Raw genomic sequence first — 14,501 nt, 5'->3', positions numbered from 1 at the left:
TCGCGGGCTCGATGCCCGCGAAGCGCCAACCTCCTAAAAAGAGAAACGGTACCTCTAGCAAAGCCGTGGGCGGGTGTGCGGCGGCGCGCCTGTGCGGCGGCGAGCAGCGCAGGGTTTGCGGGCGGCGCGCGCAGCGCGCCTCGTGATCTGACTCGTCGCGGCTGTTTGAGCGTAGCGAACGCAGTGAGCGAAGCGAGTTCCGCGACGGCCCGCAAACCCGAGCAGCACAGCGCAGTCGGCCCACAGGGCCGACCGCCGCACCGGCGCGCCGCCGCACACCTGCCCACGGCTTTGCTCCCGCCCTGCACTCGCACAGCCATCCAGCCCCACGTCAACAAAGGGCCGGCTCGGAAGCAGCCCGTCCTGGGCTGAACCACCATGCCTTTGGCAGCCGACGCGATGGGGCTGACACTCTCCTTCGTCGCCCGGCTCGTCAGGCCGTGGCCCTGGCGCTGCTGGCTGGCGCCTGCGGCACGCTCGGCGAGTTCGTCATGAGAGCGCTCAAGCGCGATGCCGGCGTGCGCTGGTGGGGCAACCGCGCTTCGGTGACGGGCGCCGTGGGGCTGTTGGACCGGGTCGCACCGCTGTGCTTCGCCGCGCCGGTGTTCTTCCATTCGGTGCGCTGGTATTTCGACCGGAGCGCCTGAGCCGCATGCGCATCCTCGGTATCGATCCCGGACTCAGAACCACCGGCTTCGGCGTGGTCGATGTCGACGGCGCACGGCTGCACTACGTGGCCAGCGGCACCATCAAGACCGACGCGCTGCCCACCGGCGACCTGCCCGGCCGGGTGAAGATCCTGTTCGAGGGCGTGGGCGAGGTGATGGCGCGTTACGAGCCGCAGTGCGCAGCCGTCGAGCTGGTGTTCGTCAACGTCAATCCGCAGGCCACGCTGCTGCTCGGTCAGGCACGTGGAGCAGTTCTGGCGGCACTGGTCGCCGGCGGCCTGCCGGTTGCCGAATACACCGCCCTGCAGATGAAGAAGGCAGTGGTCGGCCATGGCTTGGCACGCAAGGAGCAGATCCAGGCGATGGTCGCGCGCCTGCTCGCCTTGCCGGCGATCCCCGGCAAGGACGCGGCCGACGCGCTCGGCATCGCCGTTTGCCACGCGCATGCAGCACGCTCGTTTGCCGCGATCGACCAGGCGACCGAGCGCGTGCAGCGGTCGCGCGGGCAGTACAAGGGCGGGCGCGTCTACTGAAGTTGCGGATCTCGCCGCAAGCTCATTCTTTCGTCGCCGGCCCACCCCGCAGGCGCGGGGCGCGGCCTGCAACCTCAGCGCTTCTGTCCCGCCTGCGGACCGGTCGCCTTGAGCGCTTCTTCCATCTCCTCGGGGCTGATCAGGTTGTCGCCGTTGGTGTCGACCGCTGCCCAATCGCGCGTTTCCCCACCGCCCGCCGTTGCCATGCCGCCCCCGCGGGCCGACGAATCGGCCGCAGCGTTCGAGCCGCCAGCACTGGCCTCGGCGCCTGCTCCGCCACCAGCGGCTGCCGGAGCCGTGGCTCCGCCTACGCCAGCATCTGCCCCGGCAGCAGCGCCTGTACCTGCCGCAGCATCAGTACCCGTCCCAGAGCCGGCGCCAGCGCTGCCCCGATCACGGTCATGCTGTCGCTGTGCGTTGTCGTCCATGCGTTCGACAGTCGGTGCAGCGCCGGGCTTGAGGTCTTCGCGTGCGGGCACGACCTGCGTCTTGTCGGCCTTATCGGTGCTGGTCTGGTTGGTGGTCTGGTCAGCGGCGAGCGCGCTGCTGCCAACGAAGGAGCCAGCGACCAGAGCGGCGCCGGCCAGGATATTGATGCGATTCATGGAACTTCCTCTATTTGCCGGTCGCTCCTAAAGGGCGCAACCGGGCGGTTGAAAGATGCCTCAGCCTGCGCTTCGCGAACGACTAGGCGATGTTCATGCGCCGTTACGTCAGCGTGCTGCGACAACCGAACCTCCGACGCTCGAATGAGCGTTGCTTGTTGCTCTCCACACCGTTATGCAGTGATCAGGACCCGTCGATCGATGCGACCGGCAATCCACATTAGGTCAGGCGTACAAGCGCCACCGTGCGCTGGCTGACGCAAGCGGCCGATCGTCGGCGGCAGCGCGTGCAATCGTGGTTGTGGGCGAGCTGCTCCAGTCGAAAGTGGATCGGGAGCAAGAACCTAAGCGATGTGCCGTCGCAGCAAAGTCCGCCGGGGGGGCCGGGCCGGCGCGTTGCACCACCTCGCTGCTCCCATGTGGAACAAGTGCACGCAAGCGGACTGCTGCGGTACTACGGCAAGCGAGTCGTGGGAGGTGGCCGCGCGCTCTCTAACATACCCTCATCGGTCATGGCCCGGACCGCGGGCGCGATTCACGAGTCCCGGCGATCCACCCCTTCCGACCGAAGCCCACAGGAGAGCTTGCGCATGGCCACCTATCCCGCTGCCCGCACCGCACCTCGCGATGCCCGGGCGACCGGCTTCGGCCACGTCGCCACCAGTGCGTTGCTGCCGCCCGATCCAAGCCACCTCGAGGCCATCGTGCAGTCGCACGAGCGCTGCGGCAGCCTGGGCATCAGCCCGATCCAGGCGCCCGACCACGCCCCGGTGGTCCGCGCCGACCTCGCCGTGGCGCGAGAGCGCAACCGGCGCCTGTCGGCGCACTCGGTGCCCGTGATGGAAATGCTGCTCGAGCAGATCCTCGCGACGCAAAGCATGGTGCTGCTGACCGACGTGCAGGGCACGGTGCTGCATTCGATCGGCCACGACGACTTTCTCGCGCGCGCGGCGAAGGTGGCGCTGGCGCCCGGCGTGAACTGGAGCGAACAGAACAAGGGCACCAACGCGATCGGGACCTCGCTGGTCACCGAGAACCCGACGCTCGTGCACGCCGACGAGCACTTCATGCACGCCAACCATTTCCTGACTTGCACCGCCGCGCCGATCTTCGATCCGCGCGGCAACGTGGTCGGCGTGTTGGACGTCACCGGTGACCACCACTCCTTCCACTCGCACACGATGGGGCTGGTGAAGATGTCGGCCCGCATGATTCAGAACCACTGGCTGATGGAGGATTCGCGCCAGGCGCTGCGCCTGCACTTCCACGGCCGGCTCGAATACCTCGGCACGCTGATGGAAGGTGTCGTCGCCGTCGGCCCCGACGGCAAGCTGCACGGCGCCAACCGCGCCGCGCTCGACCATCTGGGCATGTCCGGTGCGGCGCTGCGCATGAACACGCTCGCCGCGCTGTTCGGCGTGACGCTGGCCACGCTGGTCGATCACTTCAGCGCCTCGCTCGCCAGCCCGCTGGCGCTGCGCCTGCCCGACGGCCGGCAAGTGCATGCCACCGCGCGCTTCAACTGGCCCGGCTGGTACCGGCTGGGCAGTGCGGGTGAAAGCGATTTGCCGGCGTCGGCTCACGCTGCCGTCCAGGTCGCGGTGGCTGGCGAGACCCCGCGCAACACCGCGCCCGCCGCCCCGCTCTCCCAGCTCAGCCTGCGCCAGTTGCAGACCGGCGACCCGCAGATGGACGCGGTGGTCGAACGCGTCAAGCGCGTGCTCGACCGTGACATCGCCGTGCTGATCCAGGGCGAAACGGGCAGCGGCAAGGAGGTGCTGGCACGCGCCATCCACCTGGCCAGCAAGCGCGCCGACGGGCCCTTCGTGGCGGTGAACTGCGCGTCGATTCCCGAAAGCCTGATCGAGTCCGAACTGTTCGGCTGCGAAGAGCGCGCAATCACCGGCGCGCGCCGAAAGGGCGCACCCGGCAAGGTGATGCAGGCCCACGGCGGCACGCTCTTTCTCGACGAGATCGGCGACATGCCGCTGCCGCTGCAGGCGCGGCTGCTGCGCGTGCTGCAGGAACGCGAAGCCACGCCGCTCGACAGCAACCGCGCGGCGGTGGCCGACGTGGCGGTGATCAGCGCCACGCACCGGCCGCTGCGCGAAATGATGGACGCTCAGCGCTTTCGCGAAGACCTCTACTACCGCCTCAACGGCCTGGTGCTGCGGCTGCCGCCCCTGCGCGAGCGCAGCGACCTGATGGTGCTGGCCGACAAGCTGCTCAAGCGCGAATGCCGTGGCCGGCTGCCGCGCCTGGACGAAGAAGTGCTGCGGCTGATGCAGGGCTACGGCTGGCCGGGCAACATCCGCCAGCTCGCCACGGTGCTGCGCACGGCCGCGGCCCTGGTCGGCGACGAAGGCGTGATCGCCGTGCAGCATCTGTCGGAGGATTTCCTGCACGACGCCCGGCGCACGGTCGGGCCCGAAGGCCCGGCGTCGCTGCCTTCCAGCGAAGCCCAACCGGCCGCGGCCAGCGGTGCGACCCCCGAGCCGGCCGGCGTGCCGCGCACGCTGCAGCAGCTCGAGCTCGACACCGTCAAGCGTGTGCTCGAGGAGGCCGGCGGCAACATCTCGGTGGCGGCGCGCCGGCTCGGCGTGAGCCGCAACACCATCTACCGCAGGCTTTACTGGCCCCCCGGCTCCGGACGATGAACTGCGGCGCGGACACCACCGCGCCGGCCTCCGAGTTATCGGCAACCCCTTGCCTGTTGCCGCATCGTCTGCGACCGCAACGCCCTTTACCGCAAGAGTTCGTAGCGGTGCGGGCCTGACGTGGCGGCCGGTGGCGGCGCCGCGCCGACGACGGTTGCATGCCGCCTGCAGGCTGCGGCCCCGAACGCTCGTCTCACGATGGCGCGTCCGGCGGCGCGCTCAGTGCCGGGCCGGCGCGTCGATGCCCGCCGGGGCGGCTTCGGCGAACGGCCCCGCGCGCGCATCGACATCGTAGGAGCCGAACCAGGCCTGCGCCGAGCCCGTCTCCGGCAGCACGTAGACGATAGCCCTCGCCCCGGCGAACACGGGGCGCAGCACCTCGTCGTAGAACGAGGCCGGCAGGTTGATGCAGCCGTAGGAGATGCGGTTGTCGGCCGGCGTGGCGGAGGCCAATCGCTGCAGCCGGCGCTCCGCCGGCTTGGTGGCGCGCACGCGGTGCATCGAGACGGCTGCGTCGTAGTCGACCCAGACGATGTCCTCGCCGTCGAGGTTGCGGCCGGGCTCGGCAAGGAAGCGACCCGCGGGCGTGGTGCGCTCTTCCGGCCGAATGTCGACAAGCAGCCGTTCGCCGATGCTGGGCACCGAGTCGTCGCCGTGCGCCAGGCCCAGCAGCACCGGCGTCGCCCCGAGCAGCCCGCCCTGCGCATCGAAGACAAAGAGCTGCGCCTCCCGCTTGTCCACGATGACGAACGGCAGCGCGCCGTGATCGGCCGAATCGACCGCCCAGTCGGCGATGTCCCCGACCTCGGCAGAATGCAGCTCACCGTGGAAATCGGCGCGGCCCACGCGGTGTACCGGCACGGCCGGCGCGACAAAAAAGGACGACAGCGGTCTGTCCGCTCGTGCCACGGCGCTCGGAGAACCGGACGATCCCGACTCGAGCGCGCAGCCGACCTGCAGCACGGCGCCCAGCAGTGCCAGGGCGATGGTTCCCAAGCCCAACGCGCGACCAGGAGGCGTTCGGCCATACGCCGCGTTGTCGGCTCGCGGCGCCCTTCGCTGTGCCGGCCGCGGCCGAGGCCGCTGGAAGGTGGCGCAGAAAGAAGTCGTTTCGCCGAGATTGGACATGCCGTGGGCTCGCTGACTCGAGGGGTTCTATGCTGCCCACAGTAGCAAGCGGCGCGCCCGCCGATGTTGCGGAGCCTCTTCAGGACACGCGCGATGCGTTCTTTCAGGATGAGCAACTCCGCGCATTCAACGGACTGCTCAGCTCACTTCAGGCGATTGCGCCGTTGGCGATCGTGCCGAGGTTCTTGATGAGGCGCATGGTTGGCGTCGGTGCGTTTGTTAATGCGTGGCGAGTTCCCCGCCGAACTCGTGCGCACACGCCGGGTTCACGTGCCCAGCAGCGTGAGGATCAGATGCTTGAAGACGACGATGATGATCGCGCCCAGCATGAAGACCACGCCCCAGCGCGCCCAGGCCGCTGCGAACTTGCGGCCACGGTCCTCACCGCTCCACAGGTAGTAGATGAAGCCCAGCAACGCCACGCCGAAGCTGGCTGCGACAAGCGCTGCGGCGATCCACCAATAGGCGCTCATGGCTGCGGCATCACTCCCGCAGACGTTCGACGATCAGCACCCCGAAGAAAACCAGGCCGGCGACCACCGTCCACTTCAAGATCACCAGGCCGCGCTGGCGCCAGCGCACGTCGCCCGTGGTGATGGAAAGCGCGAAGCACACCACCGCTGCGCCGAGCAGCAACAAGATGGCATAGCGCCAGGCCAGCATGGGATTGAGTGGAACGCGTTCGCGGCGCGAGTAGCCCGCTCACCAGGCCGGCGCCAGTTCGGCGAAGCCAGCGGGCGCATCGGCGGCATCGGAGAACGTCACGATCTCGTAGACGCTGGTGTCGGCCAGCAGCTTCCTGAGCAGCGCATTGTTGAGCGCATGGCCCGACTTGTAGGCGCTGTACGCGGCCAGCAGCGGCTTGCCGGCGAGGTACATGTCGCCGATGGCGTCGAGGATCTTGTGCTTGACGAACTCGTCGGCGTAGCGAAGTCCCTCGCTGTTGAGCACGCGAGTTTCGTCGACGACGATGGCGTTGTCCATGCTGCCGCCGAGCGTGAGGCCGCGCGCGCGCATGGCGTCCACGTCCTTGGCGAAGCCGAAGGTGCGGGCGCGCGCGATGTCGCGCTTGTACTGGTTGCCGCCGAAGTCGAACTCCACGCGTTGGCCGGTCTGGTCGACGGCCGGGTGGTCGAAGTCGATCTCGAAGGCGAGCTTGTAGCCGTGGTACGGCTCCAGCCGCGCCCACATCGCCTTGTCGCCTTCGCCGTGGCGCACCTCCACGCGCTCGAGCACGCGGATGAAGCGCTTGGGCGCGTCCTGCAGTTCGATGCCGGCGCTTTGCAGCAGGTACACGAACGAGGCGGCCGAGCCGTCGAGGATGGGCACCTCTTCGGCGGTGATGTCGATCAGCAGGTTGTCCAGCCCCAGGCCGGCGCAGGCCGACATCAGGTGCTCGACGGTGTTGACCTTGGGCCCGCCGGGGTCGCCACCGGGCGAAAGCGTCGAAGCCATGCGCGTGTCGCTCACGGCCGTGGCCAGTGCCGGAATGTCCACCGGCACGGGCAGGTCCACACGGCGGAACACGATGCCGGTGTCGGGCGCGGCGGGGCGCAGGGTCAGCTCGACACGCTGGCCGCTGTGCAGGCCCACGCCCATGGCGCGGGTGATGGCCTTGAGGGTGCGTTGCTGGAGCATGGCGGGATTGTAGGAAGCGAGGACCTTTCCGGTTGAAGGGTCGCGCTATGGCACCGGTAGTCGTGGGACAGCGCTTTAGCGGAACGAGGCGTGGCGTGCCGTATCCGTTTTCGTCGCGGCAGCCGGGACCGTTCTATTGCGGCATCTCGAGAAAGATCGGGCCAGCCGGGAGCGGGGTCGCCACCGCAGTGAGCAAGAATTTGTTGAACGAAGTCGGCGACACCGCTTGCGGCTGCGAACAAGAGAACACCTCGCGAGCCAGCGACTTGGGCTTGGCCGGGCGACAGTCCCCGAAGGGACCGTCGCCGACGCCTCGCTCAATCCGCCTGCTTCCGCAGGAACGCCGGAATCTCGATCTCGTCCATCCCGTTGCTCGCCAGCGCGTCCACCTTGGCCGCCGCCTGCGTGCGCCCGCTGCGCCACACGCTGGGCACCTGCATGCCCGAGTAATCGTGGTGCGTCGGCGTGCTGGCGTGCTGGCCCTGCAGCGGCTGGTTGAGCACGGGGATGTTGTCGGTACCGGTGCGCTGCAGCGGCTGGCTGTGCACCACCGTCATCGGCGCCTGCACGCGCTTGGCAGGAGCCAGGCCGGTGGCGATGACGGTCACGCGAAGCTGGTCGCCCAGGCTTTCGTCGTAGGCGGCGCCGAAGATCACGTGCGCATCCTCCGCGGCGTAGCGGCGGATGGTGTTCATCGCGTTCTTGCTCTCGCTGAGCTTGAGGCTCGCACGGCTCGCCGCGATCAGCACCAGCACGCCCTTCGCACCCGACAGGTCGATCCCTTCGAGCAGCGGGCAGGCCACGGCGTACTCGGCCGCCTTGTTGGCGCGGTCCGGGCCGGTGGCGATGGCCGTGCCCATCATGGCCTTGCCGGGCTCGCTCATCACCGTCTTCACGTCCTCGAAGTCGACGTTGATGGAGGCGTCGATGTGGATGATGTCGGCGATGCCGCCCACCGCGTTCTTCAGCACGTCGTTGGCCTGCTTGAAGGCCATGTCCTGCGAGATGTCGTCGCCCAGCACTTCGAGCAGCTTCTCGTTGAGGATGACGATCAGCGAATCGACGTTCGCTTCCAGCTCGGACAAGCCGACTTCGGCCTGCTTCATGCGCCGCCCGCCCTCGAACTCGAAGGGCTTGGTGACCACGCCCACGGTCAAAATGCCCATCTCCTTGGCCACGCGCGCGATCACCGGTGCAGCGCCCGTGCCGGTGCCGCCGCCCATGCCGGCGGTCAGGAAAATCATGTTCGCGCCGGCGATCGAGTCGCGGATGCGGCCCTCCGCCTCTTCGGCCGCAGCCTTGCCCACCGCCGGCTTGGAGCCCGCGCCCAGACCGGTGCCGCCGAGCTGGATCAACTGATCCGCCTTGGAGCGGTGCAGTGCCTGCGCGTCGGTGTTCGCGCAGATGAACTCCACGCCCTGCACGCCCTCCGCGATCATGTGGTCGACGGCATTGCCGCCGCCGCCGCCCACGCCGATCACCTTGATGCGCGTGCCCATGTCGAACTCTTCAATCATCTCGATGCCCATGTGAATTCCCCTTGCAGTTGCCGGTTGAGTTTCAAAAATTGCCGATGAACCAATCCCTCACGCGGCCGAACAGGGTCTGTACAGATCCCGCCTGTTGTGCCGCTTTCATGCCGCGCGTGTGCGCCAGCCTCGCTTCTTCGAGCAAGCCCATGACGGTGGCCGAGCGCGGGCTCGCCACCATGTCGTGTAGTGCGCCGGCGTAAAGGGGCAGCCCCTTCCTCACCGGCTTCAGAAAAATGTCTTCGCCGAGCTCGACCATGCCGGGCATCACCGCGCTGCCGCCGGTGAGCACGATCCCGCTGGAGAGCAGCTCCTCGAAGCCGCTCTCGCGGATGACCTGGTGCACGAGCGAGAAGATCTCTTCCACGCGCGGCTCGATCACGCCGGCCAGTGCCTGGCGAGAAAGCATTCGCGGCGCGCGGTCGCCCAAGCCCGGCACTTCGACCTGCTGGTTCGGATCGGCCAGCAATTGCTTGGCGACGCCGTACTCGACCTTGATCTCCTCCGCGTCCTTGGTCGGCGTGCGCAGCGCCATCGCGATGTCGCTGGTGATCAGGTCGCCCGCGATCGGGATCACGGCCGTATGCCGCACCGAGCCGTCGGTGAAGATCGACACGTCGGTGGTGCCGGCGCCGATATCGACCAGTGCGACACCGAGGTCCTTCTCGTCCTCGGTGAGCACCGCGTGGCTGGAAGCGCTGGGGTTGAGCACGAGCTGATCGACCTCGAGCCCGCAGCGCCGCACGCACTTGACGATGTTCTCGGCCGCACTCTGCGCGCCGGTCACGATGTGCACCTTGACCTCCAGGCGCCCGCCGCTCATGCCGATCGGCTCCTTGACCTCGTGGCCGTCGATCACGAACTCCTGCGGCTCCACGAGCAGCAGCCGCTGGTCGTTCGGGATGTTGATAGCCTTGGCCGTCTCGACCACGCGCGCCACGTCGACCGGCGTGACCTCCTTGTCGCGCACGATCACCATGCCCGTGCTGTTCTGGCCACGGATATGGCTGCCGGTGATGCCGGTGTACACGCGCGTGATCTTGCAGTCGGCCATCATCTCGGCCTCTTTCAGCGCCTGCTGGATGGACTGCACCGTGGCGTCGATGTTGACCACCACGCCACGCTTGAGGCCGTGCGACGACGCCGTGCCGATGCCGGCGACGCGCAGCTTGCCGTCGGGCAGCACCTCGGCCACCACCGCCATCACCTTGGCGGTGCCGATGTCCAGCCCGACGACGAGATCCTTGTATTCCTTGGCCATTCGTGCCCCTCGTTTTCCTTATTTCTTCATCAGGGCCGGCACGACGGTGCCCACACCCTTGAGCCGCAGCGCATAGCCATCGGCATGGCGCAGGTCGGCGTATTCCAGCGGCCGCTCGTAGCGCGCAATCAGTCGCGGCAAGGTGCTGCCGAAGACCTGCACGCGGGCGACCACCTCGTCCTCGCTGCCGCGGCCCAGCTCGACCTCGGCGCCGCTGTCGAGCAGCACGCGCCAGGAGCCGCGCGCGCTCAGGCGAAGCCGATCGATGCGCGTGTCGAGCGCGGCGAACACCGGGAGCAATCGGCGCTGCATGGCGAGCACTTCCGCTGCGCTGCCTTCGGGGCCGCGCAGTACCGGCAGGCCCTCGTCTTCCACGTCGCCCGGGTTGGCCTCGAACACTTCGCCCTGCACGTTGACCAGCTTGTCCTGGCCGCGGTTGTCCTGGCCTTCTCCGGCCTGCCACCACGCGGCAGGGCGGTGCTCTTCGAGCGTGACCGAGAGCCGGTCGGGCCACACCCGCTGCACGCTCGCACGCCGGACCCAGGGCACCGCCTCGAAAGCAGCCTGCGTCTGTGCGAGGTCGATGCTGAACAGATTGCCAGCCAGCCGCGGCGCCGCATTGGCGCGGATCGTGGCGGCGCTGTTGCGCGTGAAGTCGCCGCGCAATTCGATTGCGCTCAAATTGAAGTGAGGTAGGCGCAGCAGCCACGTCAGCAGCAGGCCGGCAAACACCAGGGCCGCCACCGCGAACAGCAGCGCGGCAGCGAGGTTCATGGCGCGCACGTCCCAGGGCGGCGCCTCGGGCTGGTCGGTCGGTCGGGGGTTGCGAAGGCGGCGGGCCATGGCGGGTTTCTTGTTCTCAGGCATCCAGCGCGGCGGACTGCAGCAGTTGCAGGCACAGCTGTTCGTAGCTGATGCCGGCGGCGCGTGCCGACATCGGCACCAGCGAATGGCTGGTCATGCCCGGCGAGGTGTTGATCTCGAGCAGGAAGGGCTTGCGGTCGCTGGCGCGCAGCATGAGGTCCGCCCGACCCCAGCCGCGGCAGCCGAGCGTGCGGTAGGCCGCCAGCGTGATGCGCTGGATTTCCGCCTCTTCCTCGGCCGGCAGGCCGCTCGGGCACAGGTACTGCACCTCGTCGGTGAAGTACTTGTTCTGGTAGTCGTAGCCGGCCTCGGGCGGCACGATGCGGATCACCGGCAGCGCGCGCGCGTTCGCGCCTTCGCCGAGCACCGGGCAGGTGAGTTCTTCGCCGTCGATGAACTCCTCGCACAGCACGTCGGGGTCGTGGCTCGCCGAGAGTTCGACGGCCGCCTGCAGTTGTGCAGCGTCGATCACCTTGGTCACGCCAATCGAGGAGCCTTCGCGCGGCGGCTTGACGATGAGTGGAAGGCCGAGCCGGCCCGGCACCTGCGCGATGCGCTGCACGGTCTGTTCGTCGGGCGCGAGCCGCACGTAGCGCGGCGTCGGCAGCCCCTCGGCCAGCCACACGCGCTTGGTCATGATCTTGTCCATGCCGATCGCGCTGGCCATCACGCCGGAGCCGGTGTAGGGGATGCCGAGCAGTTCGAGCGCGCCTTGCACCGTGCCGTCTTCGCCATGGCGGCCGTGCAGGGCGATGAAGGCACTTGAGAAGCCGTCGCGCTTGAGTTCGGCGAGGTCGTGGTCGGCGGTGTCGAAGGCGTGCGCATCGACGCCCTGGCTCTGCAGCGCCTGCAGCACGCCGGAGCCTGACATCAGTGAGATCTCGCGTTCGGCGGAGGTGCCGCCCATGAGGACGGCGATCTTGCCGAGGGTCTTGGGGTCGATGGTGTTCATCGTGGGGTTTCTCCTGCTTGCATGCAGGCGATGCGAGCGTCGAGCGGGAGCAAAGCCGTGGGCGGGTGTGCGGCGGCGCGCCGGTGCGGCGGTCGGCCCTGTGGGCCGACTGCGCTGTGCTGCTCGGGCTTGCGGGCCGTCGCGCAACTCGCTTCGCTCACTGCGTTCGCTACGCTCAGACAGGCGCGACGAGTCAGTTGACGAAGCGCGCTGCGCGCGCCGCCCGCAAGCCCTGCGCTGCTCGCCGCCGCACAGGCGCGCCGCCGCACACCCGCCCACGGCTTTGCTTGCGCCAAGTCGCGACAGGCGCCTTTCCTGTGCTGTCAGAACCGATAACTCGCCGTCACGCGCAGCGTGCGCGGCTCGACCGGGTGGAAATGCCGGTCCTCCGCGGCCGGGCCGCCCTGGATCGGCCGTGAATCGTAGAAGTAGTCGATGTCGCTAGCCTCGCGGTCGAACAGGTTGAACACATCGATCGCCAGCGTGAGAGAGGCCGTGGGCCGCCAGCCGCCGCGCAGGTAAGCCAGCGTAGTGGCGGAAGATTGCTCGCTGCCGTCTTCAACCAAGTCGCGCGGGCCGAAGTGGCGCACCTGAAAATGGCCGAACCAGCGCCCACCTTCCGGCGCATAGCCGATGCCGAAGCTGGCCACGCGATCCACCGAGCCGGGCACGCGGTCGCTGCCCGACGGGGCGTCGCGAAAGCGCGCGCGCGAGGCGGCCAGATCCAGGTCGAGCAGCCAGCCGGGCAGGCCCACATCGTCGAGCACCCAGTGGTTGTTCCATTCGACGCCGCTGCGGCGGCTGGCGCCGCTGGGCTCGGTGGTGCCGGCGTCGCCGATGTAGACGAGCTCCGAGTCGAGGTCGAGCCGCCATACGGCAAACGAGCTTTGCAGGCCCGGCACGATCACCGTGCGCAGGCCGAGTTCAGTGCCGCGGCTGGCGGCCAGGCCGGGCACGGGATCGAGCGATTCGGTGCCGTCGGGCGAAAAGCGCGCCGTGGTGCCGCGCGCGTCGTTGCTGTGGAAGCCTCGCCCGGCGTTGACGAAGAACTCGGTCTGCTGCCATGGCCCGAACACCAGGCCCAGCTTCGGCGAGAGCTGCTCGTCCGAGGCCTTGCCGCTGTTGCCGGCGACCGAGCTGTCGACATCGAAGCGCGCGGCGTCGGCGCGCAGGCCGGCGATGCTGCGAAGCCACGGCGTCCAGCGCGCATTCCACTCGCCGTACACGCCCGCCTGCGTCTGCTTCACTTCGGCTTCGACCGTGGTGGCGAGCCGGTCCCGCGCGCGGTTGCGGTACAGGCCGACCGGGTCGAGGCGGTCATGCCTGGCCTGCAGGCCGAGCGTGAAGGCGTGCTCGCGGCCGCCGAGCGTCACGTCCCACACGCGGCTCAGTTCCCCGCCGAACATGCGGCGGCGTTCGGCCTGCTCGAACTGGTCACCATTCACCGGGTCGTCGAGGAAGTAGGTGAAGTTGGAAAACAGGTTCAGCTTCGACGAGACGGCGTAGGCGCTGGCCTGCCATGCACCGTCGTTCAGCGTGGTGCGCGTGCTGCCCGACAAGCTGATGCGGCGCGAGCGCCCGCCGTCGCTCGGGTCGAGCGAGCCAAAGCGGTCGAGCGTGCCGTTTTCCACCAGCGCGGCAGGGATCTGGTCGGTCGAGGTCCAGCGGGCGTCGTAGGCCATGAAAGTCAGGGCGCGGTCGCTGTTGCCGTCACGCTGAGTGGCGCGCAGCCAGCCGTTGAACTTGCGCTGGTCCTCGGGCACTTTCCAGGGCCCGTTGTGGGTCTGCGCCTCGACCGCGCCGAGCAGGGAGACGCCCGATTCGCCGAGCTGCGTGCTACCCGCGAAGAGACCGCGGCGGTAGTCGCGCTGGCCCAGCGTGATCTCGGCCAGCGGGCGGGGCAGCGTGTCGAGCAATGCCAGGCGCGCACTTCCCGCGGATGCGAAGTCGCCTTCGCGCGCGAAGTACGGCCCCTTGCGGTAGTCGATGCGCCGCACCAGCTCCGGAATCAGGAAGCCGAGGTCGGTGTAGCCCTGACCGTGCGCGTGCGTCACCATGTTGACCGGCATGCCGTCGACGAAGGTCGCGAAGTCGGTGCCGTGGTCGAGGTTGAAGCCGCGCAGGAAGTACTGGTTGGCCTTGCCGTTGCCCGAGTGCTGCGTGACGATCATGCCGGGCACGAATTCGAGAATCTCGCCCGGCCGCAGCGCCGGCCGGTTCTGGATGAGGCGCTGCGTGACGGCGCCCTCGCTGGCAGCGTCGGAGGTGCCAATGTCGTTGTCGTAGTGGCCGCGCACCTGGACCGGCGGCAACACGGCTGTCGCGGGTGCGTCGCCTCCGGCGGTTGGCGCTGCGGGCGCCGTGGACTGGGCCGAAAGGCCCTGGGCGCCGCACAGCAACGCGGCGGCGCAGGCCAGCGTGCGGCTGGTGCGGAAACGAGGAGATCGATTCATGACGGTCCTTCACGGCGCGCACGCACGCACGAGCGTGGCGCGGCGCCGGCTTGCAGGCGGATAAGCAGGGTGACGGCGGCAAGCGCCGTCCACGAGGTGCCGGGCGGCCGGAACGGACCGACGGGCGTCGGGCCGCTGGGGGCCGGGGCCGATCTCAGCCGGCGCGGGGCGGTCGCTCGAGCGGCGACGCCGGCCGTGACTGCAGACTCGCGC

Annotated in this window: 12 protein-coding genes and 1 pseudogene; 3 read left to right on the top strand and 10 right to left on the bottom strand. The window is 68.8% G+C overall.

The features are described 5' to 3' along the window. Positions 1-422: 422 nt before the first annotated feature. Positions 423-647 (top strand): annotated as a pseudogene (locus tag H0W40_RS16320) (phosphatidate cytidylyltransferase); the annotation flags it as partial. Positions 648-652: 5 nt separating this feature from the next. Continuing rightward, entirely contained in the window at positions 653-1,201 is a 549-nt protein-coding gene (gene ruvC, locus H0W40_RS16315) for a crossover junction endodeoxyribonuclease RuvC (protein ID WP_292448253.1), read from the top strand. Between the two features lie 74 nt (positions 1,202-1,275). Here the strand turns inward: ruvC and H0W40_RS16310 are convergent, their stop codons facing one another. Continuing rightward, positions 1,276-1,806, bottom strand: coding sequence for a hypothetical protein (locus H0W40_RS16310; RefSeq protein WP_292448250.1), 531 nt, complete (start codon positions 1,804-1,806; stop codon positions 1,276-1,278). Between the two features lie 590 nt (positions 1,807-2,396). On the opposite strand from H0W40_RS16310, the gene H0W40_RS16305 reads away from it, so the two are divergent. Beyond that, entirely contained in the window at positions 2,397-4,463 is a 2,067-nt protein-coding gene (locus tag H0W40_RS16305) for a sigma-54-dependent Fis family transcriptional regulator (RefSeq protein WP_292448248.1), read from the top strand. A gap of 219 nt (positions 4,464-4,682) precedes the next feature. On the opposite strand, the gene H0W40_RS16300 is transcribed toward H0W40_RS16305, so the two are convergent. The 9 genes from H0W40_RS16300 to H0W40_RS16260 all read right to left on the bottom strand — a co-directional run bounded on the left by H0W40_RS16300 (position 4,683) and on the right by H0W40_RS16260 (position 14,288). After that, complete coding sequence (locus tag H0W40_RS16300) at positions 4,683-5,459, bottom strand: hypothetical protein (protein WP_367153832.1); 777 nt, start codon at positions 5,457-5,459, stop codon at positions 4,683-4,685. 398 nt (positions 5,460-5,857) lie between these two features. Further along, positions 5,858-6,064 carry a hypothetical protein gene (locus H0W40_RS16295; protein WP_292448242.1) on the bottom strand — a complete coding sequence of 69 codons (207 nt, stop codon included), beginning with the start codon at positions 6,062-6,064 and terminating at the stop codon, positions 5,858-5,860. Between the two features lie 10 nt (positions 6,065-6,074). Further along, positions 6,075-6,254, bottom strand: coding sequence for a hypothetical protein (locus H0W40_RS16290; RefSeq protein WP_292448240.1), 180 nt, complete (start codon positions 6,252-6,254; stop codon positions 6,075-6,077). A gap of 39 nt (positions 6,255-6,293) precedes the next feature. Then, positions 6,294-7,229 carry a UDP-3-O-acyl-N-acetylglucosamine deacetylase gene (gene lpxC, locus H0W40_RS16285; protein WP_292448237.1) on the bottom strand — a complete coding sequence of 312 codons (936 nt, stop codon included), beginning with the start codon at positions 7,227-7,229 and terminating at the stop codon, positions 6,294-6,296. Positions 7,230-7,546: 317 nt separating this feature from the next. Then, positions 7,547-8,758, bottom strand: coding sequence for a cell division protein FtsZ (gene ftsZ / locus H0W40_RS16280; protein ID WP_292448235.1), 1,212 nt, complete (start codon positions 8,756-8,758; stop codon positions 7,547-7,549). Between the two features lie 31 nt (positions 8,759-8,789). Next, a complete protein-coding gene (gene ftsA, locus H0W40_RS16275; protein WP_292448233.1) occupies positions 8,790-10,019 on the bottom strand; it encodes a cell division protein FtsA in 1,230 nt (409 codons plus the stop codon). A gap of 18 nt (positions 10,020-10,037) precedes the next feature. Beyond that, the gene (locus H0W40_RS16270) at positions 10,038-10,862 is read right to left on the bottom strand and encodes a cell division protein FtsQ/DivIB (RefSeq protein WP_292448230.1); all 825 of its coding nucleotides are present in this window, start codon (positions 10,860-10,862) and stop codon (positions 10,038-10,040) included. Between the two features lie 16 nt (positions 10,863-10,878). Continuing rightward, on the bottom strand, positions 10,879-11,835 hold the full coding sequence (locus H0W40_RS16265; RefSeq protein WP_292448227.1) for a D-alanine--D-alanine ligase: 957 nt from the start codon (positions 11,833-11,835) through the stop codon (positions 10,879-10,881). Between the two features lie 323 nt (positions 11,836-12,158). Then, positions 12,159-14,288 (bottom strand): TonB-dependent receptor, encoded by a 2,130-nt coding sequence (locus H0W40_RS16260; RefSeq protein ID WP_292448224.1) that lies wholly within the window; start codon positions 14,286-14,288, stop codon positions 12,159-12,161. Between the last annotated feature and the right edge of the window lie 213 nt (positions 14,289-14,501).

Origin of the sequence: Methylibium sp., assembly GCF_013817345.1 — a bacterium.
Taxonomy (GTDB): domain Bacteria; phylum Pseudomonadota; class Gammaproteobacteria; order Burkholderiales; family Burkholderiaceae_C; genus Methylibium.
The sequence above is the reverse complement of the archived record's forward strand: the minus strand, read 5'-3'. Positions and strand labels throughout refer to the sequence as shown.